This window comes from Acidithiobacillus sp. (genome assembly GCF_023256195.1).
Classification (GTDB): Bacteria; Pseudomonadota; Gammaproteobacteria; order Acidithiobacillales; family Acidithiobacillaceae; genus Acidithiobacillus_A.
Genome location: NZ_JAGDWX010000023.1, coordinates 839 through 19,024, shown reverse-complemented (window position 1 = coordinate 19,024; position 18,186 = coordinate 839). Strand labels below are relative to the sequence as shown.

At 62.7% G+C, this 18,186-nt stretch carries 13 protein-coding genes and 2 pseudogenes; 10 read left to right on the top strand and 5 right to left on the bottom strand.

Going from position 1 to position 18,186, the window contains the following annotated elements:
• Nucleotides 1-4 precede the first annotated feature (4 nt).
• Nucleotides 5-748 carry a ribosome biogenesis GTP-binding protein YihA/YsxC gene (yihA, locus tag Q0C23_RS04760; RefSeq protein WP_291511239.1) on the bottom strand — a complete coding sequence of 248 codons (744 nt, stop codon included), beginning with the start codon at nt 746-748 and terminating at the stop codon, nt 5-7.
• A 122-nt stretch (nt 749-870) separates the two neighbouring features.
• Here yihA and Q0C23_RS04755 point away from each other — a divergent pair, with 122 nt between their 5' ends.
• The 3 genes and pseudogenes from Q0C23_RS04755 to Q0C23_RS09855 form a co-directional block, all read left to right on the top strand.
• A complete protein-coding gene (locus Q0C23_RS04755; protein WP_291511238.1) occupies nt 871-2,730 on the top strand; it encodes a cytochrome c biogenesis protein ResB in 1,860 nt (619 codons plus the stop codon).
• Nucleotides 2,720-3,895, top strand: a complete 1,176-nt coding sequence (ccsB, locus tag Q0C23_RS04750) for a c-type cytochrome biogenesis protein CcsB (RefSeq protein ID WP_291511237.1) — start codon at nt 2,720-2,722, stop codon at nt 3,893-3,895. The genes Q0C23_RS04755 and ccsB overlap by 11 nt, the downstream gene beginning before the upstream one ends.
• A 159-nt stretch (nt 3,896-4,054) precedes the next feature.
• Nucleotides 4,055-4,204, top strand: a pseudogene (locus Q0C23_RS09855) (zinc ribbon domain-containing protein); the annotation flags it as partial.
• Between the two features lie 99 nt (nt 4,205-4,303).
• Here Q0C23_RS09855 and Q0C23_RS04745 read toward each other — a convergent pair.
• On the bottom strand, nt 4,304-4,564 hold the full coding sequence (locus tag Q0C23_RS04745) for a hypothetical protein (RefSeq protein ID WP_291511236.1): 261 nt from the start codon (nt 4,562-4,564) through the stop codon (nt 4,304-4,306).
• 458 nt (nt 4,565-5,022) lie between these two features.
• Between Q0C23_RS04745 and Q0C23_RS04740 the strand changes: the two genes are divergently transcribed.
• On the top strand, nt 5,023-5,568 hold the full coding sequence (locus Q0C23_RS04740; protein WP_291511235.1) for a hypothetical protein: 546 nt from the start codon (nt 5,023-5,025) through the stop codon (nt 5,566-5,568).
• A 42-nt stretch (nt 5,569-5,610) separates the two neighbouring features.
• Nucleotides 5,611-6,843, top strand: coding sequence for a zinc ribbon domain-containing protein (locus Q0C23_RS04735; protein ID WP_291511234.1), 1,233 nt, complete (start codon nt 5,611-5,613; stop codon nt 6,841-6,843).
• Between the two features lie 19 nt (nt 6,844-6,862).
• Here Q0C23_RS04735 and Q0C23_RS04730 read toward each other — a convergent pair whose 3' ends face one another.
• Complete coding sequence (locus Q0C23_RS04730) at nt 6,863-8,074, bottom strand: MFS transporter (protein WP_291511233.1); 1,212 nt, start codon at nt 8,072-8,074, stop codon at nt 6,863-6,865.
• 65 nt (nt 8,075-8,139) lie between these two features.
• On the bottom strand, nt 8,140-8,505 hold the full coding sequence (gene panD, locus Q0C23_RS04725; RefSeq protein WP_291511232.1) for an aspartate 1-decarboxylase: 366 nt from the start codon (nt 8,503-8,505) through the stop codon (nt 8,140-8,142).
• A gap of 232 nt (nt 8,506-8,737) precedes the next feature.
• Between panD and Q0C23_RS04720 the strand changes: the two genes are divergently transcribed.
• Genes Q0C23_RS04720 through Q0C23_RS04710 form a run of 3 tightly spaced genes read left to right on the top strand, consistent with a single transcriptional unit; the run spans nt 8,738 to nt 13,402 of the window.
• Entirely contained in the window at nt 8,738-11,029 is a 2,292-nt protein-coding gene (locus Q0C23_RS04720; protein ID WP_291511231.1) for a plasma-membrane proton-efflux P-type ATPase, read from the top strand.
• A gap of 20 nt (nt 11,030-11,049) precedes the next feature.
• The gene (locus Q0C23_RS04715; protein ID WP_291511230.1) at nt 11,050-11,958 is read left to right on the top strand and encodes an SMP-30/gluconolactonase/LRE family protein; all 909 of its coding nucleotides are present in this window, start codon (nt 11,050-11,052) and stop codon (nt 11,956-11,958) included.
• The gene (locus Q0C23_RS04710; protein WP_291511229.1) at nt 11,951-13,402 is read left to right on the top strand and encodes an FGGY family carbohydrate kinase; all 1,452 of its coding nucleotides are present in this window, start codon (nt 11,951-11,953) and stop codon (nt 13,400-13,402) included. The genes Q0C23_RS04715 and Q0C23_RS04710 overlap by 8 nt, the downstream gene beginning before the upstream one ends.
• A 21-nt stretch (nt 13,403-13,423) precedes the next feature.
• On the opposite strand, the gene Q0C23_RS04705 is transcribed toward Q0C23_RS04710, so the two are convergent.
• Nucleotides 13,424-14,821 carry a sugar porter family MFS transporter gene (locus Q0C23_RS04705; RefSeq protein ID WP_291511228.1) on the bottom strand — a complete coding sequence of 466 codons (1,398 nt, stop codon included), beginning with the start codon at nt 14,819-14,821 and terminating at the stop codon, nt 13,424-13,426.
• Nucleotides 14,822-15,170: 349 nt separating this feature from the next.
• Here Q0C23_RS04705 and ettA point away from each other — a divergent pair, with 349 nt between their 5' ends.
• On the top strand, nt 15,171-16,838 hold the full coding sequence (ettA, locus tag Q0C23_RS04700; RefSeq protein ID WP_291511227.1) for an energy-dependent translational throttle protein EttA: 1,668 nt from the start codon (nt 15,171-15,173) through the stop codon (nt 16,836-16,838).
• A 646-nt stretch (nt 16,839-17,484) separates the two neighbouring features.
• Nucleotides 17,485-18,186: pseudogene (locus tag Q0C23_RS04695) on the top strand (tyrosine-type recombinase/integrase); the annotation flags it as partial.

Genomic DNA, 18,186 nt, shown 5'->3' with positions numbered 1-18,186 from the left:
GTTGCTACTCAAAGCCCGCAGTAGTAGCGTTGCGGTCCTGGCTTTTTCCTCCCTGGCCAGGTCCCGAGCCCTCCCCTCCCTTTGAGGGCTCTGACTTGGCCCCGGTCTCGACCGGGGTCTCTTTTTCGTAGGTCCGGGCGAGAAGACGATGCAGATCCTCGAGCCCCTCACCCGACTGCGCCGAGAAACACTGCGTTCCCACGCCCTCCAAGGCCGGGTCACGGCGGCAGCGGGCCAGCACCTGCAGCGCCGCACCCCGACTCAGTTTATCGGCCTTGTTCAGGAGTGCGTGTACCGGTCGTCCGCAATGCCGGGCAAAGTCTAGCAAAGCGAGATCAAAGGGCCCCAGGGGATGGCGGATATCCATCACCAACAGCAGCAGACGCAGGCTGCGCCGACGCTTCAGGTACTCCTCCATCAGCCCGCCCCAGGACAAGCGCAGCGCATCCGGTACCTTGGCATAGCCGTAGCCGGGCAGGTCCATGAGCCGCTGCCCCGGATCCAGGTCGAAGACATTGATGGCCTGGGTACGCCCGGGCGTCCGACTGACGCGCGCAAGACCACCGTGGCCGGTGAGGAGGTTCAGTACGGACGACTTGCCGACATTGGAGCGCCCCGCAATGGCCACTTCGGCCCCATCGTCCGCCGGCAACTGGTCCATCCGGGTCACGCTCAGACGAAAACACGCCCTGCGCAGCGGCGCAAAGCGGAAGGCCTTGGCCATATCCTTGGGATTGGTACGTTCCATGCTTAGAGAATAGTCGGCAGCGCTTGTCACTGGCAATCACATATTTACCGAGCCGGGGCTTGTGTGCAGTGACACAGGCTCCTAGACTGCCCAACGGTGCGCTACAAAAAAGGGAGGGGTTTTTGCAAGCGCAGACAAAAGTGATGACGCGAGAGCGGTCGCAGTGGCGGCTGCTCGGGTCTTTCCTGGGGTCCATGCGACTGGCGGTGAGTCTGCTGGTCCTGTTGGCCATTGCCTCCATCATCGGCACCATCCTCAGCCAGCAGCAGCCCTACAGCAATTATGCCCTGCAGTTCGGTCCCTTCTGGTTTGCGGTATTCCGCACCTTGGGGCTCTACGACGTCTACCGCACCGCCTGGTATACGGGGATCGTTGCCTTTCTGGTGCTGTCCACCGCTACCTGCGTGACCCGCAACACGCCGCGGATGCTGCGCGATATCCGCGAGTTTCCGCTGCGCCAGCGCGAAAATGCACTGCGGGCGCAGCCGCAGGTCGTGGAGATGCTGGCAGCGGAAGATCCCGATGATCTTACCCGGCGCCTCGCGCAGACGCTGCGCGCCAGCGGTTTTCGGCCGCGCCTGCTGCAAGAAGGCGATACGCAGTACCTGGCGGCGCGCAAGGGCAAGTACCACCGTCTTGGCTATTTTCTCACCCACATCGCCATCATCGTCATCTGCGCCGCTGCCCTCTACAATGCCGACGTGCCGGTCAAATGGGCTGAGCTCACGGGCAGTCTGCGGCCCGCGACGGATTTCGACCTACCCTTGTCCAAGATTCCACCGTCGGCCTTCATGCCCGTCCACAACCCGGCTTACCGGGGCATCATCACCCTCCCCGAGGGGCAGACGGCCGATGCCGTCTTCGAGCTGGCGGGCAACGGCTATCTGGTACAGCCCCTGCCCTTTCGGATCCATCTGAAGGCCTTCCACATCCAGTACTATTCCACCGGCATGCCCAAGGACTTCGTCTCCGACGTGGTCCTCTACAGTCCTCAGGGCAAGGTGCTGAAGGAAGGAGCCATCCGCGTCAACCACCCGATGTCCTACGATGGCGTCGACATCTACCAGTCGAGCTTCAGCGACGGCGGTTCTCTGCTGACCATGCGCTCCTACCTGCTGGGCGCCGCGGACGGTCACAGCGCCGAGCTGCAGGGACGGGTGGGACAGACCCTGCACGCGGGCAATTCGGGCTATTCTCTGCAGCTCAAGAACTTCGAACTCTACAACATCGTCCCACGCAGCGCCGTGGGGGAGCCAAGCGATCCCAGGCATCCCACCGTCAATCTGGGACCGAGCTTCACCTACGTGGTGCGCGATCCTCAGGGTGGTGGGGCCGAGATGAAGACCTACATGCAGCCCATCACCCGCGGAGGCCAAGGATTCTTCGTGCAGGGCTACCGTCGCAGCCTTGGCGACCCATACCAGTATGTCTACATTCCCACGGGGCCCGCGGGCAGCATCCACCTGTTCATGGCCTATCTTGCCGCGCTGCAGAAGGCGGCAAAGGAGGGGGCCAATGCCTCGCCGGCGCTTTTTTCCGCGGTGTTTGATCGGGTAGCCGCCAGGGCGGCTCCAGACTGGACCTCCGCCCAGAAGGAACGCTTCGTCGAGGCCAGTCTGCAGGCCCTGGCAGGTCTGCACGATTACCCCGTGCCCTTCGTGCTGACCCTGTCGCAGTTCGATCATCGCTGGGCGGCGGGTCTACAGGTCACCAAGTGGCCCGGTACCACCCTGATCTACTGGGGCTGTGTGGCCCTGGTGCTGGGTATTTTCATACTCTTCTACCTGCCCCAGCAAAAGGTCTGGGCGCAGATCCAGCGACGTGCCGATGGTGGCAGCCGGCTGCTGCTCGGCGCCGGAGCCGATCGCAACCGTCTCGATTTTGCCCGCCAGTTTGCGCGTTGGCGCGCGGCCCTGGAAGCTGCCGGCGCCCAAACCATTTCCTCTCGCGAAACCCATGAGGAGGTTCACCATGGCCCATAGTCCCGTGGAAAGCTACGTCCTGCCATCGTCCCCCGAGCACCGTTCCTGGATTGCCCTCCTGCGCCGTGAGGCACCCTGGGTCGGCGGTTTGACCCTGGCCGCTCTGGCCATCCTGATGCGCTATGGCCACGACTTCGGATATTGGCAGTATCTGGTTCTGGCGAGCTGGTACGCGGGATTACTCGCCGCCGGGATAGCGTGGCGGCCCTTGCAATGGGCGACCATCGCTGCGGTACTACCAGCTCTCTTCGCCGTCTGGCTGTACAGCGATGGCCAGACGCCTGCCGACAACCTGCTACTGCGCTATGTCCTGCAAGGCGTGGCGGCGGTCTACTGGATGTCGGCGGCGCTGCTCGCCGCCACCGCGCTCTACATCGCCTACGTCGTCACCGCAAAGGCGACCCTGGGGCGATTGGCGTCGGCGCTGACCTGGGTCGGCGTGATCTTTGGCTTTATCGGTCTTGGGGTACGCTGGCGCGAGACCTATCTCGGGCATCCCGACTGGGGGCACATCCCCGTCAGCAACCTCTGGGAAGTCATGGTGCTTTTCTGCGCCTCGACGGCCCTGTTCTGGCTGTACTACGAACAGCGCAATCGGGCGCGCGGCCTGGGTGCTTTCGTGATGCCGCTGGTGGGCATCAGCGTCGGCTTTCTCCTGTGGCTGACCCTGGCGCAGCATATGGACCGCATCGAGCCTCTGATTCCGGCCCTGCAGAGTTTCTGGATGAAGCTGCACGTGCCCATGATGTTTGTCGGCTATGCCAACTTCACCATCGCCAGTCTCGTAGGTCTGGCCTACCTGCTGACGCAGCGGTCGGAGCTGCGCGGCGGCAGACTGGCGCGCACCCTGCCCCCGCTGGAGGTGCAGGACGATGTGATGTACAAGGCCATCGCCCTGGGCTTCCTTTTCTTTACCGTCGCCACCATCCTCGGTGCCGTCTGGGCAGCCCGCGCCTGGGGCGGATTCTGGTCCTGGGATCCCAAGGAGACCTGGGCCCTCATCGTCTGGCTCAATTATGCCGGCTATCTGCATGCGCGAGTGGTGAAGGGCTGGCACGGCCGCAGCATGGCATGGTGGTCGTTCATGAGCCTGTGGGTGGTCACCTTCTGCTTTTTGGGCGTGAACATGTTCCTATCGGGGCTGCACTCTTACGGCAAGCTCTGATATCCCATAACGTGCCCTGCTTCCTTGCCTGAGCACAAAGTGCATTATAATATCCGCAAAATACGAAACCATGGGACCCCGTAGAGCGTCTCGGAGGAAGAAAATTACGGCCGCGTGAAAAAGCTCAGCAAGCGGCCAGAGAAGGGAAAGGAAGCGAACATGCGCTGCTCCGCTTGTGGTGCGGAAAACGCGGCAGGCAAGGTGTTCTGCGCCCATTGCGGCGCGAAATTGGAGATGGCTTCTGCCGAAATCGAGGCCAAGAACTTTTGCCGTCAGTGTGGTGCGGTACTCGCGAGTAAACGTTTCTGTCCCCTTTGCGGGGCGGACCAGTCCGCTCCCATCACGGATACGTCGCATCCCGAGTCGTCTCACACAGCGCCCCCGAGCCACGCCGAAAAGGACAGCGCGTCAGAGATATCGGACGTGGCGCAACCAGAGCCCACGCAAGAGCCCTTCGGGCACACTCTGGAAACCGAGGAACCCGAGCCACTCACCGACGCCGCCGCCGATATCCCAGTCATCTTCGACAGCACGTGCGATGCCAGTGGAGCCGTGTCCGCGCCGCAAAGTCGGGCCGGTGCTACCACCCCCCGAAACCATCGGCTCTACGTCATCGCCTTGTCGTTCCTGCTGGTGCTCGCCGCTGGTGCTTACCTGATCTACGCTCACTGGCCTGCTCTTTGGTCCGAAGAGAGCAGAGCTCGCCCAATGCCACGACCTTCGGCCACTATACCCCCTCCCGTCAGAGCCCCTGCAGCGGTTGCGGCGCTACCGCCGTCGCCACCCGCCGAACGCGCATCCCAGCACACCCCGACGATTGCTTCGGAAAAACCCATCTCGCATCAGCCGACGATGCAGGTCGTCCCCACGCCGTCCCACAGGGTTCAAGATACGGTTCCGCAGACGGGAGCGCGGGAAGACGACCATACGCCGCATTCGCCACAGAATCTCCAGAAACTGCTTTCACCCTTCGGAGGTAATCCATGATGCTTCGGCTATACAGGAGTGCCCATATGCCGCAAAAAATGGTCCGTACGCGTTCTCTTCTGTTTTCCGCTTCCGCTGTCCTTCTGGCCGCTGGCTGCGCTGCCAAGTACGGAACGACGGTGCCAGCCATGCCCATCAGCATGGATCAGGCGCAAGCCCAGGCCAACGTCCGCCAGGCAGGCATCAACGTATCGCGGCAATTCGTCGGGACCTGGGAAAATGCCAAGGGTACGATGAAAAACTCCCTGGCCCAATGTGCGATGGCTTCGCGCCAGGATCAGAGCGCCTGCTGGCAGAAGCTGCAAAGTCAGGCGAACGCTTTCTCCACGGAATTTGCGGGAATGACCGTGCAAGGCCTCAGTCCAGAACAGATGCGCAGCTTCGGCATGGCCCGACAGGCAGCGGTTCAGTTCTTTCAACTGAGTAGCCAATACGCACAGGCCTGCGGTATCAGCATTGCGCGCTGTGTGCACGACGACCGGCTCCGCTATCGGATGAATGCCGAACGCAAGGCTGTGGACGGATATCTCCTCAACGCTCGCATCATCCCTGGCAACACGGGGCAAGCGATGCAGTACGCTGGTCGATCGGTCGATCAGAACCTCGAGGCTATGCGCAATCCAGCGATGACTCCACCGGCAGATAACCAGCCGCTTTTGCAGAACAACTCCGGAGCGAATCCCTGAGGGCGATTCGCCAGGCTTCAACCCACCACCTCGGGAGACTTCATGGCTGCCTACCCAGAACCGGCCCTACCTGCGCACGAGCTGGACTTTTCCATTCTCATCAAGGCGCTACGCGGACTCACCTTATGGCGCCCCATCGCCGTCATGGGGACCGCCCTTTTCATCGGATTGTTAATACTTGCGATTCTCGAACGCTTCGGTGGCACAGGCGCCGCTGCCTTTCTCTTCCTCGCCTTGGGTTTTCTCGTGTATTTCGTTGCGGTGGGGGCGGGTTACCTCGGCGCGGGGCACAGCCTCGCGGCAACGGTACAGGGACGCGAAGCGCCAGGCATCCTGGATTGCCTGCTGTTTGGGCTCTTCACCTTGCCACGCCTGATAGGGCTCGTGCTTCTGGAATCGTTGCTGCTGCTCGGCCTGCTCGTTGCAGAGGTCATTCTGGTAGAGATCTGCCGCATCCCCGCGCTGGGGGGCCTGCTCTCGCTGGCAGTTTTTCCTGGGCTGTTTCTGGTGAACATCGCCAGCGTTCTGACTTTCATGGTGATATTCAGCCTCAGCGGACCAGCGCTATGGTTCGGTGAGACGGTCAGTGGGGCGCTGGGTCACTTGGTAGCGGTCGCGCGTTCCCGGCCAGGGCCGGTCATTTTCATCCTGGCCCTACTCATTGTCCTGGTCAGTGTCGTGACCGTCATGATCGCTGCTCTGGCCTTCTATTCTGCCATGCTGACAGGCAGTCTGATATCGAGTCTGGTCCTGTCGGGGGTCCTCGGGGGTATCCTGCAACCCCTCATCCACAATCCCATCGCTGCTTTTTCCATGCTGGGTGGCCAGGGGGTCGGCCTCAACGGAGAGCTCTACATCTTCGCCTTCGGGCTCACCATCCTCCTCGTGACAGCGATCAGCGTCGCCATTCCCAACAATGTATTCCTGCTCGGACTTGCCTACCTCTACGACGAGAGCACCAAGACGGTAGACGCTGAGGCCGGCCATGCCTTCGTCGGCGGAGTGATGCAGAAAGTCGGCAGGGCAGCAGAGGCGGCACAGAAACGCGCTGAAGCAGCCGCTGCCAGAGCCCGAGCGCAGGCGCAGCAAGCGTCGGCGCATGCCTCCGCCGCGGGCTTCGCTCCTCCGCCAGCTGCAGCGTCGAACCCGGACAGCGCGGCATCGGCGGCAGCGACTCCCGTCCACGAGCTCACGCACTGCCCGCATTGCGGTGCAGCGGCGCAGCCCGGGGATCGTTTCTGTGGAGAATGCGGCAAGCCCTTGGCAAAGACCTGAGGGTTTTGCCCCCGGGGCGTCACTCCGTGGCGCCGTACTTGCGGAAGAAGCGCTGGAACAGGACGAGATAAGCTCCCTGCAAGGCCGCTGCCAGCCAGAAGGGCCAAGACAGCAGGCCGGCTTCAAAAAAAAGACCGGCGATACTGGGTCCGATGGCACGCGGCGTCTGAATGGAAAGACTGTTGACGGTGGCCGCAAGGCCGCGGTGGCGGGCGTCCACGAGGCCAAGGAACAGAGCCTGCCGTGATCCGATGCTGCCCTGATTGAGGGCAGCGCGAAAAATGTAGCAGGCCATGGCTAACCAGAAACTGGGCATCCAGGGTATGGCCAAGAGCAGGCCAAGACCCAGCAGACGCATGCCAACGACTGTGTCGATCATGCCGAAGCGATCCACCAGCCGGATACCCAGGAGCGAGAGGGTGGCAGCACTCAGAAAGGCCAGGGACATACCGGCGCCGATGGACGCCGGGCCCACCCCGAATCGCAGATGGAACCAGTAAGCCATGAGCGGGCCGACCATGCCGATACCGAGCCCGTTGAGGCTGTTGACGCCGGCAAAACCAAGGAGCACTCGCCAAGGGCGGGATCTTGGCGCGTCGTCCCCCGACAATTCCTGGGGACGGTTCGGGCCTACAACGCCTGCGGAGCGATCTTCGTGGGCGCCGGCCAGAAAAAGCAGGCACAGCAGGGATCCCAGCAGAACGATGACGAAGAGCAGACGGTAACCCTCGGTCAAGGGAATGGCGGGGGCCAAGTACTGTGGCAGCGCCCCCAGAGCTGCGCCTAGCGCCATACCCGAAAGTCCAACGGCGGTATTGGTGTGAAAGAGCCGCCCCCAGCTGGACCCCGTGGCGGCGCGGGACAGCCAGGACTGTTCTGCCGGAGCAAAGGGCCCGGCACCCCCGTTGGCCCCGCGACCAAAGGCACCCAGCACGGCGGCGAGACTGAGCCAGGCCGTGGCGGTGGTCAGCAGAGCGACGCCGGCCGCCAGTATCTGCAAGGCCTCATAGGCCAGCAGAAAACCCTTGGCACCCAGACGATCGCTGGCGGGACCGACGATCAGAGTCGCCACGGCCCCCACGAGCAGACTCGCAGAGTAGAGGGTGCCGATGGCCAAGGCCGACCAATGCAGCGCGTGCAGGTAGAGGGCAAAATCCACGACCAGCGCCCCCTGGCCGACACTGCGGGCGGCACGAGCGGCGACGATGCGGCTGCTGGTGGAAAAGGCCAAGAGGATTCAGCGACTGCGGATGTGCCTTACGCAGGTGTCGAATGGATCCTTGGGGTGCCGGGCGGTCATGCTGGGGTGTGCCGCTCACGCGGACGGTTGTCGCCGTCGACATAGACCACACGGGGCTCGAAATTGTCCGCCACGCTGGCCGGGACCAAGGCGTAAGCGGCGACGATGAGTAGATCGCCCACGGATACCCGCCGCGCCGCCGCGCCGTTGACGGAAACGATTCCGCTGCCGGATGCTGCGGCGATGGCATAGGTGGTGAAGCGCTCGCCATTGTGGACATCGTAGATGTGGATCTGCTCGAAAGGCAGGATCCCGGCCTGCGTCAACAGATTCTCATCTATGGCACAGGAGCCCTCGTAGTCCAGCTCCACCGCCGTGACCCGCACCCGATGCAGCTTGGCCTTGAGCAGAGTGAGCTGCATCAGTGCCGGTCCTCGTCGCGATCCCGCTGGCGCGAGAGGCGATGGACTCCCCAGGCCACGAGGATCATCACTACCGGCGTACCGACCATGACAATGACATCTCCCCACACACTCATCATGCACCACCTCCCTTGCCTCCCCTCATGTTACCCCGAGCCGAAGACAACGGAAACCAAAGAGCGCCGGGTGGTCCTATAATGAGAGCTATGGATGGCATCGTATTGAGTTCATTGTGAGCGAAAGTCCCTGTACCGGCCTCAGCAGCGCGGAGGCGGCGGCGCGCCTGCAGCAGTATGGACCCAACGCCGTGCGGGAGGAGGCCAGCCACCCGCTGCTTCTCTTCCTGCGCAAGTTCTGGGCACCGGTACCGTGGATGCTGGAGTTGACCTTGGTGCTCGAGCTGGTGCTGGCCAAATGGCCGGAAGCCATCATCATCGCCGCGCTGCTCATCTTCAATGGCATTCTCGGCTTCAGCCAGGAACAACGGGCACAGAAGGCTCTGGAATTGTTGCGTGAGCGCCTGCGGATAGAAGCGCGGGTTCGTCGCGATGGCAAATGGCGCAGCATCTCCGCGACGGAACTGGTACCGGGCGACTGCGTCCACGTACGTCTGGGCGATATCGTCCCCGCCGACATCCAGCTCACAGAGGGACAGATCCTCGTCGATCAGTCCGCCTTGACGGGAGAATCGCTGCCCGTGGATCGCAAGGCGCAGGACACGGTGTACTCGGCTTCTACGGTCCGTCGCGGCGAAGCTACCGGCACGGTGACCGCAACCGGCGCGAAGAGTTACTTCGGAAAAACGGCAGAGCTCGTGCGCGGTGCCGGGGCCAAGAGCCACCTCGAGATCCTGGTGCTCGCCATCGTTCGCTACCTGGTGATCATGGATGGACTCCTGGTAGCTGCCATCCTCGCCTACGCCACCTGGATGCAGATGCCCCTGGCCGAGATCCTACCCTTTGCCCTCATCCTCCTGGTCGCCTCGGTACCTGTGGCGCTGCCCGCCACCTTTACCCTGGCCACCGCCGTTGCCTCGCTGCGCCTGGCGCACCACGGCGTACTGGTGACGCGCCTCGCCGCTATCGAGGAAGCGGCGGCCATGAGTGATCTCTGCAGCGACAAGACCGGCACCCTTACCCAGAATCGACTGCAGGTCAGTGCCGTGCAAGCGGCCTCGGGCCAACAGCGTCAGGAGCTCCTGGCCATGGCCGCCTTGGCCAGCGACGAGGCCACCCAGGACCCCATCGATCTGGCCATCCTGGGTGCGGCCCAAGCGGAGGGCGTGGCAACTCCGGATCGTCAGGATTTCATTCCCTTCGACCCCTCTAGCAAACGCTCCGAGGCGGTTTTTCAAAAGGATGGCAGCGCCTGGCGGGCGCTGAAAGGGGCGCCGCAGGTGATCGCCGCCCTGTGCCAAGGAGCGGACTGGGAGAAAGAGACGGAGGAACTGGCCAGCACGGGCGCCCGCGTGCTGGGGGTGGCGGCCGGCCCCGATGGGGCTCCCCGATGGCTGGGGCTCATCGGCCTCGCCGATCCCTTGCGTGAAGATGCTGCCGATCTCATTGCCAAACTCCAGAACTTTGGTGTGCGGGTACGCATGGTCACTGGCGACAGCCCGGCCACCGCCGCCCACGTAGCCAAAGAGCTGGGCATCTCTGGGAAGGCCTGCGACCGCAAGTCACTCCGGGAGGATTGCGGGGTCTATGCCGGGGTCTTCCCCGAGGATAAATTTCACCTCGTCCAATCTCTGCAGAAGCAGGGCCACATCGTCGGCATGACCGGCGACGGCGTGAACGACGCGCCAGCGCTGAAGCAGGCGGAAATGGGCGTGGCCGTCGAGAGTGCCACGGACGTCGCCAAGGCGGCGGCCAGCCTCGTTCTCACACAAGCGGGTCTGCGTGGAATCCTGACGGCCGTCGAGACGGGTCGACGCGTCTATCAGCGTATGCTGACCTACACCCTCAACAAGATCGTGAAGGTCTTTCAGGTAGCGCTCTTCCTGAGCCTCGGTTTTTTGGTCTTTCACGACTTTGTCGTGACCCCGTTACTGGTGCTGCTACTGCTTTTTGCCAACGATTTCGTGACCATGTCCCTGGCCGACGACCACGTCCGCCCCTCGCCGCGACCCGATCGCTGGGATGTGCGCAGCCTGGTCTGGTCCTCACTGGTGGTGGCCGGCGCCTGGCTCGTCTACATTTTTCTGGTCTACGGTGCCGGTATCCTACTGCACCTGCCGTTGCCGGCGCGGCAGAGCCTCGATTTTCTGGGCCTGGTCTTTTCCGGCCTGGCCAACGTCTTCCTGGTACGTGAACGGGGCCATCTCTGGGCTTCGCTTCCTGGGCGGTTCCTGCTCTGGGCGAGCCTTGCCGATATCGTGGTCGTCTCGGTGCTGGCAAGCCAGGGCTGGCTCATGACGGCGCTGCCGGTACCTATCATCCTCGCCCTGCTGGCCGCCACCGTCCTCTTCACCCTGCTGCTCGATCAGATCAAGGTGCCCTTGTTGCGGCGCCTGAATCGGGCCTGAACCGGAAGGAGGAACAGGGCATGGAACAGCCGCAGAGTCCGTCCCGAAAGCTTGGCCATGCCGAGGTGGTCTGGCCCCTGGGGGCCATCCTGGGCGAGGGTCCCTTGTGGTCGCCGCGCCACCAGGCCGTGTACTTCGTAGACATTCTCGGTCAGAAGATCGCCGCCTTCTGGCCTGCCAGCGACACCAAAGGTCTGTGGGCGCTGGAGGAACCCTGCACCTGGCTGGTGGAGTACGCGGACGACGATCTTTTTCTGGCTGGCCTACGGCGCGACATCGTCTCGCTGCGACTGGAAGAACACGGCGTCCGTCTACGCCGCCGCTTCCCCCATCCGGAACCGGAGCACGCCCACAATCGCTTCAACGACGCCAAGGCCGACCCCTGGGGCAGGGTCTGGGCCGGAACCATGGACGACGACGAAAAACGTCCCACCGGGGCCCTTTACCGCATCAGCGGGCAGAGCATGGCCCGCGTCGACGCACCCTATATCGTCTCCAATGGCCCAGCCTTCAGTGCCGATGGGCACACGCTCTATCACAGCGACAGCGCCCTGCGCCGCATTTACGCCTTCGACCTCTCCGCACAGGGCGAAATCCGCCACAAACGGCTGCACATCCAGTTTACCGAGACCGATGGCTATCCCGATGGCATGACGGGGGATGAGGAAGGCGGGCTCTGGGTAGCGCACTTCGGCGGCGGCCGGGTGACGCGTTTCGATGCCGAGGGCCGGGCCACCGACTACATCGAGCTACCCACGCCGCAGGTCACATCGCTGTGTTTCGGCGGGCCACAGTATCGGGATCTGTACATCACCACCGCCGCCCGGGGTCGTCCTGAGGATCCCCAAGCGGGCCACCTCTATCGTCGGACGGTGCCCTACCGCGGCCTTCCCCACCACGCTTATCGGCGCCACCCGCGTCATGGCTGAGACCACCCGCACCGTCGATATCGCCATCGATGTAGGCACGAGTGTGCTGAAGGTCGCGGCCGTGGATGGCGAAGAGCGGATCATCGCCCAACGACGGTCCGCGATTCCCCTCCTGCAACCTGCTCCGGGCGCCGCCCTGCAGGACGTGCTGGCCATCGAGGGGCTCCTCCGGGATCTGCTCCAGGCCTTGGCCAACGATCTCGGGAAGCACTATCGGGTCGAGAGGGTAGCGTGGAGCTGCGCCATGCACAGCCTACTGCTCGCCGATGGCCACGGCCAGCCCCTCGGTCCTGCCTATACTTGGCTCGATGGGCGGGCGGCGACCGTGGCACGGGATTGTTGGGACCATGGCCCGGGTCGTCGCCTCTACGAACGCACCGGTACCCCCATACACCCCATCTCCCCCCTCATCAAACTGCGCTGGCTGCGCCAAACCGCGCCCACAGAACTGACCCGCGCGCGCCACGTCCTGTCCATCAAGGAGTGGCTCTGGTGGCGGTCCTTTGGCAGCTACGAGGTGGATGCCGCCACGGCCAGTGCCTCAGGGCTATTGGATATCCACCGCGGCCAATGGAGCGCGGAAGCACTGGCCTATGTGGATCTGGACACGGGACGGCTGTCTCGGCTGGTGGACCGCAAGTGGCAACGTCCACTGCGCCCCGACGATCCGATTTTTCCGCCCCAAATGGCAGGGGCCTCGGTATATCTGGGTGCAAGCGACGGCGTGTTGGCGCAGTGGGGGATGGGGGCCGTCAGGGAGGACGTTCTCGGCGTATCCCTGGGAACCAGCATGGCGGTGCGGCGCTATGCTGCGCGACCCCAGCTGTCGCGGCGGACTCGCAATTTTGCCTACCGCGTCGACGATCACCACTGGCTGGTAGGTACGGCCAGCAACAACGGTGGTCCACTCCTCGACTGGGTCCGCCGTCGCGGCTTCGGCGCCGAGACTGGCTTTGCTGAGGCCCTCGCCGCCGCTGCCCGCGCTACCCCCTCGTCGTTACTCTGCCTGCCCTTTCTGGAAGGCGAACGGGCTCCACTCTGGCGTGCCGAGGCCCGCGCTGCCTTCCTCGATATCGACGCCCGGGACGGCCCTGCCGAGTTCCTGCGCGCAGCCGTGGAGGGGCTTTTCTTTACCCTGCGTTGGCTCTGTGAGGATCTGCAGGCTCGGGCGCCCCACCCCGCCAAGCGCCTCATCGCCAGCGGTCACCTTTTTCAAACGCCTTGGGCGGCGCAGCTTCTGGCCGATACGCTTGCCCTGCCGTTGCAAGTGGCCGCTGACACCGACGTCGCCCTGCTCGGTGCCATTCGCTGGGCCAGGCAGGATAGCGCCAGCACTCTGGACCGCAGCAGCGCCGCTGTCACCCCCTCTACGCTGCTGCCTCAGTCCCACCACGAAGACCGCTACCGACGTTTTCGCAAGGCCGCCCAGGCTCTCTATTCCTGAACGGCCGGTCTCGGGTCCGGATCAGTCCGGCTGCGCATCCAGGTGGCTCTCGATCTGCTCCAGGCTGCGTCCCTTGGTTTCCGGAACGATCCACAGCGTGAAGAGAATGGCCAGCACTGTCATCGCCGCATAGAGCAAGAACGTGGGGCCGCGACCGATGGCCAGCAGCAGGTCGAGGAAAATACCCGACACCACCATGTTGGAGACCCAGTTGGCGATGGTGGCGATGCTGGCACCCCGGCCACGGATGGCCAAGGGAAAGATCTCCGATATCAACAACCAGAACACGGGCCCAAGACCGATGGCAAAAAAGGCCACGAAAGCCGCCACCATGATGACGATCACGTAAGCCAGTGCCCCTTGCAATTGGACCATGAAACCGATGCCGATGGTGACGAGACTGACGAGCATGCCCCACAAGCCCCAAAGCAGAAGCTTGCGACGCCCCCAGGAATCCATCAGGCGCATGGCCACGAGGGTCATGATGACATTGACAGCGCCCACGCCCACGGTGGCAAGGATCGACACCGAAGCCGACGACAGGCCGGCATCCTGAAAGATCGTCGGCGCGAAATAGATGACGGCATTGATGCCGGTAATCTGCTGAAAGATCGCAAGACCGACGCCGATGATGAGAGGTTTACGCACATCCTTCTGCAGCAGACGCGACCAGGGTGCAGCCCGCCTGCCCTCCTCCACCACATCCTTGTGCAACGCTGCAAGCTCCGCATCCACGTCGCTACGACCGCGCAAGAAACGCAGCGCCGCACGGGCCTTCTCCAGGAGATTGTGTCCCGCCAGCCAGCGCGGGCTCTCAGGCAGAATGAACATACCCACTAACAGGATCAGACCGGGTATGGCCCCCAGTCCAAGCATCCAGCGCCAGCCATCGGTGACATCCGCCAGGGCGTAGTCCACCAGATAGGAGACAAAGATCCCAAAGGTGATATAGAACTGATTGATGGTAACGATGGCACCGCGCCAGTGGGCCGCCGACACCTCCGCCAGATACAAGGGGGTCAGCATGGAAGACACACCAATGGCTGCACCCACCAAAACGCGACCGACAAAAAGCACAGGCACATTCTGGGCGATGGCCGCCAACAAAGCGCCCAGCACAAACATGAGGGCCGTGATGATGAGCACCGTACGGCGGCCGAAGGCGTCGGAAAGTGCACCGGCGAAGGCCGCGCCCACCGCCGCCGCCCCCAGGGCAATGGCTACGAACAGCCCCTGCAAAGTGGAATCCAGGTGAAAGGTATCGCGCAGAAACAGCAGGACACCGGCAACCACGCCGGTATCGTAACCGAACAGCAATCCGCCGAGACCCGCCACGATGGCGATGAGCACAAAACGAAAATCTTTCTTCGGCGCGGGTTGGGGATCGGTACCCGCTGCCGATGCTGTGGTTGTGTTCATGATGGTGCTCCTTTATGCCCCCCATGCGGGGCGCTTTTGTCGTTGTTGTGTCTCCCAAGAGCCACGGGCTGAGTCCGGCCCTCATCCAGGCAGCGCCTGCCAGAAAAGCGCAAGCTCAGCGGGCCGCGCTGCGGGTCGTACCGAGACTCCCCTACGCTGCGGGCGGCGTCGTAACGAGGGCCCTACCCATGGAGCCGAGTAGCTGCCCATCGCCGGTCGCCTCCCGACAGCAACTTCTGTGTTAAGGTATAGTTCTGTGTCTTGCGCCACGCAAGGCAAGTTTGCCGGCGCCCACCAGCACCGGAGACGACAGTCGAGAGATCCCAAGCCCAAGGAAGAAAGCGCAGCCATGGCCCAGTACGTCTTCACCATGAATCACCTGAGCAAGGTCGTCCCGCCCAAACGGGTTCTGCTCAAAGACATATCCTTGTCCTTTTTCCCCGGCGCCAAGATCGGTGTCCTCGGTCTCAACGGGGCCGGAAAATCCACTCTGCTCAAGATCATGGCCGGAGAAGACCGGCAATACGAAGGGGAGGCGAGCCCCATGCCTGGCCTGAAGATCGGCTACCTCCCGCAGGAACCGCGGGTCGCACCGGACAAAACGGTGCGCGAGGTGGTGGAAGAGGGCCTGGGTGAGATTCTCGGTGCGCAGAAGGCTCTGGACGCCGTCTACGCCGCCTATGCCGAGCCGGATGCCGATTTCGATGCCCTGGCGGCGGAGCAGGCACGATTGGAGGCCATCCTCGCCGCCGGAGACGGCCACCAGGCAGAGCAGCAGATGGAGATCGCTGCCGATGCCTTACGTCTGCCCCCCTGGGACGCGCAGGTTGGCCCCCTGTCCGGGGGTGAAAAGCGTCGCGTCGCCCTCTGTCGCCTGCTCATCAGTCGCCCTGACATGCTCCTCCTGGACGAGCCCACCAACCATCTGGATGCGGAATCCGTCGATTGGCTGGAGCAATATCTGCAACGTTTTCCGGGTACGGTGGTGGCCGTCACCCACGATCGCTATTTTCTGGACAATGCCGCCGAGTGGATCCTGGAACTGGATCGCGGTCAAGGCATTCCCTGGAAGGGCAACTATTCTTCCTGGCTGGAACAGAAAGAAAAGCGCCTCGAACAGGAAGCCAAGACCGAGGCCGCGCGTATCAAGGCCATGAAGCAGGAGCTGGAATGGGTACGACAGAGTGCCAAGGGCCGACAGAGCAAGAGCAAGGCCCGACTGGCACGTTTCGAGGAGCTCAGCTCCTACGAATATCAGACCCGCAACGAAACCCAGGAAATCTTCATTCCTGTGGCAGAGCGACTGGGCAATGAAGTCATCGAGTTCCGCAATGTCAGCAAGGGCTTCGGCGATCGCCTGCTCTTCGAGCAGGTGAACTTCAAGATCCCACCCGGCGCCATTGTCGGCATCATCGGCCCCAACGGGGCGGGCAAATCCACCTTCTTCCGACTGATTACCGGTGCCGAGCAGCCGGACAGCGGTGAGGTCGTTCTCGGCCCGACGGTCCAGCTGGCCTACGTCGACCAGTCCCGAGACGCCCTGGACGGCCGCAAGAACGTCTGGGAGGAGATTTCCGGGGGCCTGGACATCCTCCGGATCGGGCGCTTCGAGATCCCCTCCCGCGCCTACTGCGGCCGCTTCAATTTCAAGGGCGCCGACCAGCAGAAGCTGGTGGGGCAACTCTCGGGCGGTGAGCGCGGCCGCTTGCACCTGGCAAAGACCCTGCTCACAGGTGGCAATGTGCTCCTTCTGGACGAACCCTCCAACGACCTGGACGTAGAAACCCTGCGCGCCCTGGAAGACGCCCTCCTGGAATTCGCCGGCACGGTGCTAGTGATCTCCCACGATCGCTGGTTCCTCGACCGCATCGCCACCCACATCATCGCCTTCGAGGGTGATGCCCACGTGGAGTTCTTCGCCGGCAACTATCAGGAGTACGAAGCCGACAAAAAGCGGCGTCTGGGCGACGAAGGCGCGCGACCACACCGCCTGCGCTACAAGCCCATCACCCGCTGAGATGTGCCCCGGACTCGGATCGGTGGGCAGCACGTTGCCTGCCCTTTCACGAGACCGTGGTCGGGCTGTGTTCGATGCGACCACGCATGGGGCCGGCCCAATTTTGCAAGTCGGAGCGACGAGTACAAACCCAAGAGTTCGGTCAGGACCCGGCGGCAGCGGGAAAGTTGACGAGGTCCGCCATGCCCCATTCGCAGCCGGCGATGGCGTGGAGACGTGCTCGAACTTACAGTAAGTCAGGGGAGAATCGCGAATTTTTTATCCGTCGATCGCGGCACGATTTACTGTGTCATTTTCGGTGCCAAGGCTCGATTTAACGAGCTTTTTTATTAAAAATCATGGATTTATTTGGTGCCCAGGGGCGGAATCGAACCACCGACACGAGGATTTTCAGTTTAAGAAAAATGATTTCTCAAACAACAGATTATGGCGTATCCGCCTGTTCTGTTTTGCAATCTTCTGCGTGCAATTATTCGATGAGGTTGTGGATATCTGCGCCTTTTGAGAATATCTACACGCCTCGGGCAACCTGCCACCGACCACGGGATTGTTGACTTGCTGGTCCCAGAGGGTAGCACCCTTTCTCTCTTGATCGCCTCCCTCTTGCCCGGCACCATTACGCTATACCGAAACGCTGAGGCAATGCATGGCATCCGTATTCCAAAGCGGCAAGTTCTGGCGGGCCCAGGTACGCAGAAGAGGCTACCCATCGCTTTCCGCCACTTTTGACACCAAGCGGGAAGCCCTACAGTGGGCGGCCCAGATCGAAGCCCGCCTGGAAACCCAGACGCCAGGCCAGGTCTACAAAAAGGTAGAGGTTCGGGAACTCACGCTGAAAGCGGCTTTTGAAAGGTACAAACGAGAGATTTTGCCATCCAAGGCACCGCATACGGCGAGGAGAGAACACTCCCTGATCGAGTGGTGGTCTTGCAGCCTGTGGCAGGCGGTCCCTATCCCCAATCTCGACGGACCGCAGGTGGCGCAAGCCATCCGGGCCATGGAGAAAGAGAATCGTTCGGCGAACAGCATTCGCCTGATGCTGGCCGTTCTTTCGCACCTGTATACCATCGCGAGAAAGGAATGGGGCTATGTGGACCTCATCAACCCGGTTGAGCTGGTCCGCAAACCCCGTCTGCCCGAAGGCAGGGACCGGCGCTTTGTTGGCAACGAGGAGGAACGATTGCTGGAGGCCTGCGCCAGGAAGAACCCGGAGCTTGCCGATTTTGTAATTGTCGCCCTGGAGACGGCGATGCGGCAGGGAGAGGTGTTTACCCTGACCTGGGACCGCATATCCTTCGCCGACCACACCATCAAACTCCCCCCGGAGCTCACCAAGACCCGCAAGGGC

Bases quoted from the DNA above. Each gene is read 5' to 3' on its own strand.
- yihA (WP_291511239.1), bottom strand. From the start codon at position 748: ATGGAACGTACCAATCCCAAGGATATGGCCAAGGCCTTCCGCTTTGCG.
- ccsB (WP_291511237.1), top strand. From the start codon at position 2,720: ATGGCCCATAGTCCCGTGGAAAGCTACGTCCTGCCATCGTCCCCCGAG.
- Q0C23_RS04740 (WP_291511235.1), top strand. From the start codon at position 5,023: ATGGATCAGGCGCAAGCCCAGGCCAACGTCCGCCAGGCAGGCATCAAC.
- Q0C23_RS04735 (WP_291511234.1), top strand. From the start codon at position 5,611: ATGGCTGCCTACCCAGAACCGGCCCTACCTGCGCACGAGCTGGACTTT.
- panD (WP_291511232.1), bottom strand. From the start codon at position 8,505: ATGCAGCTCACTCTGCTCAAGGCCAAGCTGCATCGGGTGCGGGTCACG.
- Q0C23_RS04715 (WP_291511230.1), top strand. From the start codon at position 11,050: ATGGAACAGCCGCAGAGTCCGTCCCGAAAGCTTGGCCATGCCGAGGTG.
- Q0C23_RS04710 (WP_291511229.1), top strand. From the start codon at position 11,951: ATGGCTGAGACCACCCGCACCGTCGATATCGCCATCGATGTAGGCACG.
- Q0C23_RS04705 (WP_291511228.1), bottom strand. From the start codon at position 14,821: ATGAACACAACCACAGCATCGGCAGCGGGTACCGATCCCCAACCCGCG.
- ettA (WP_291511227.1), top strand. From the start codon at position 15,171: ATGGCCCAGTACGTCTTCACCATGAATCACCTGAGCAAGGTCGTCCCG.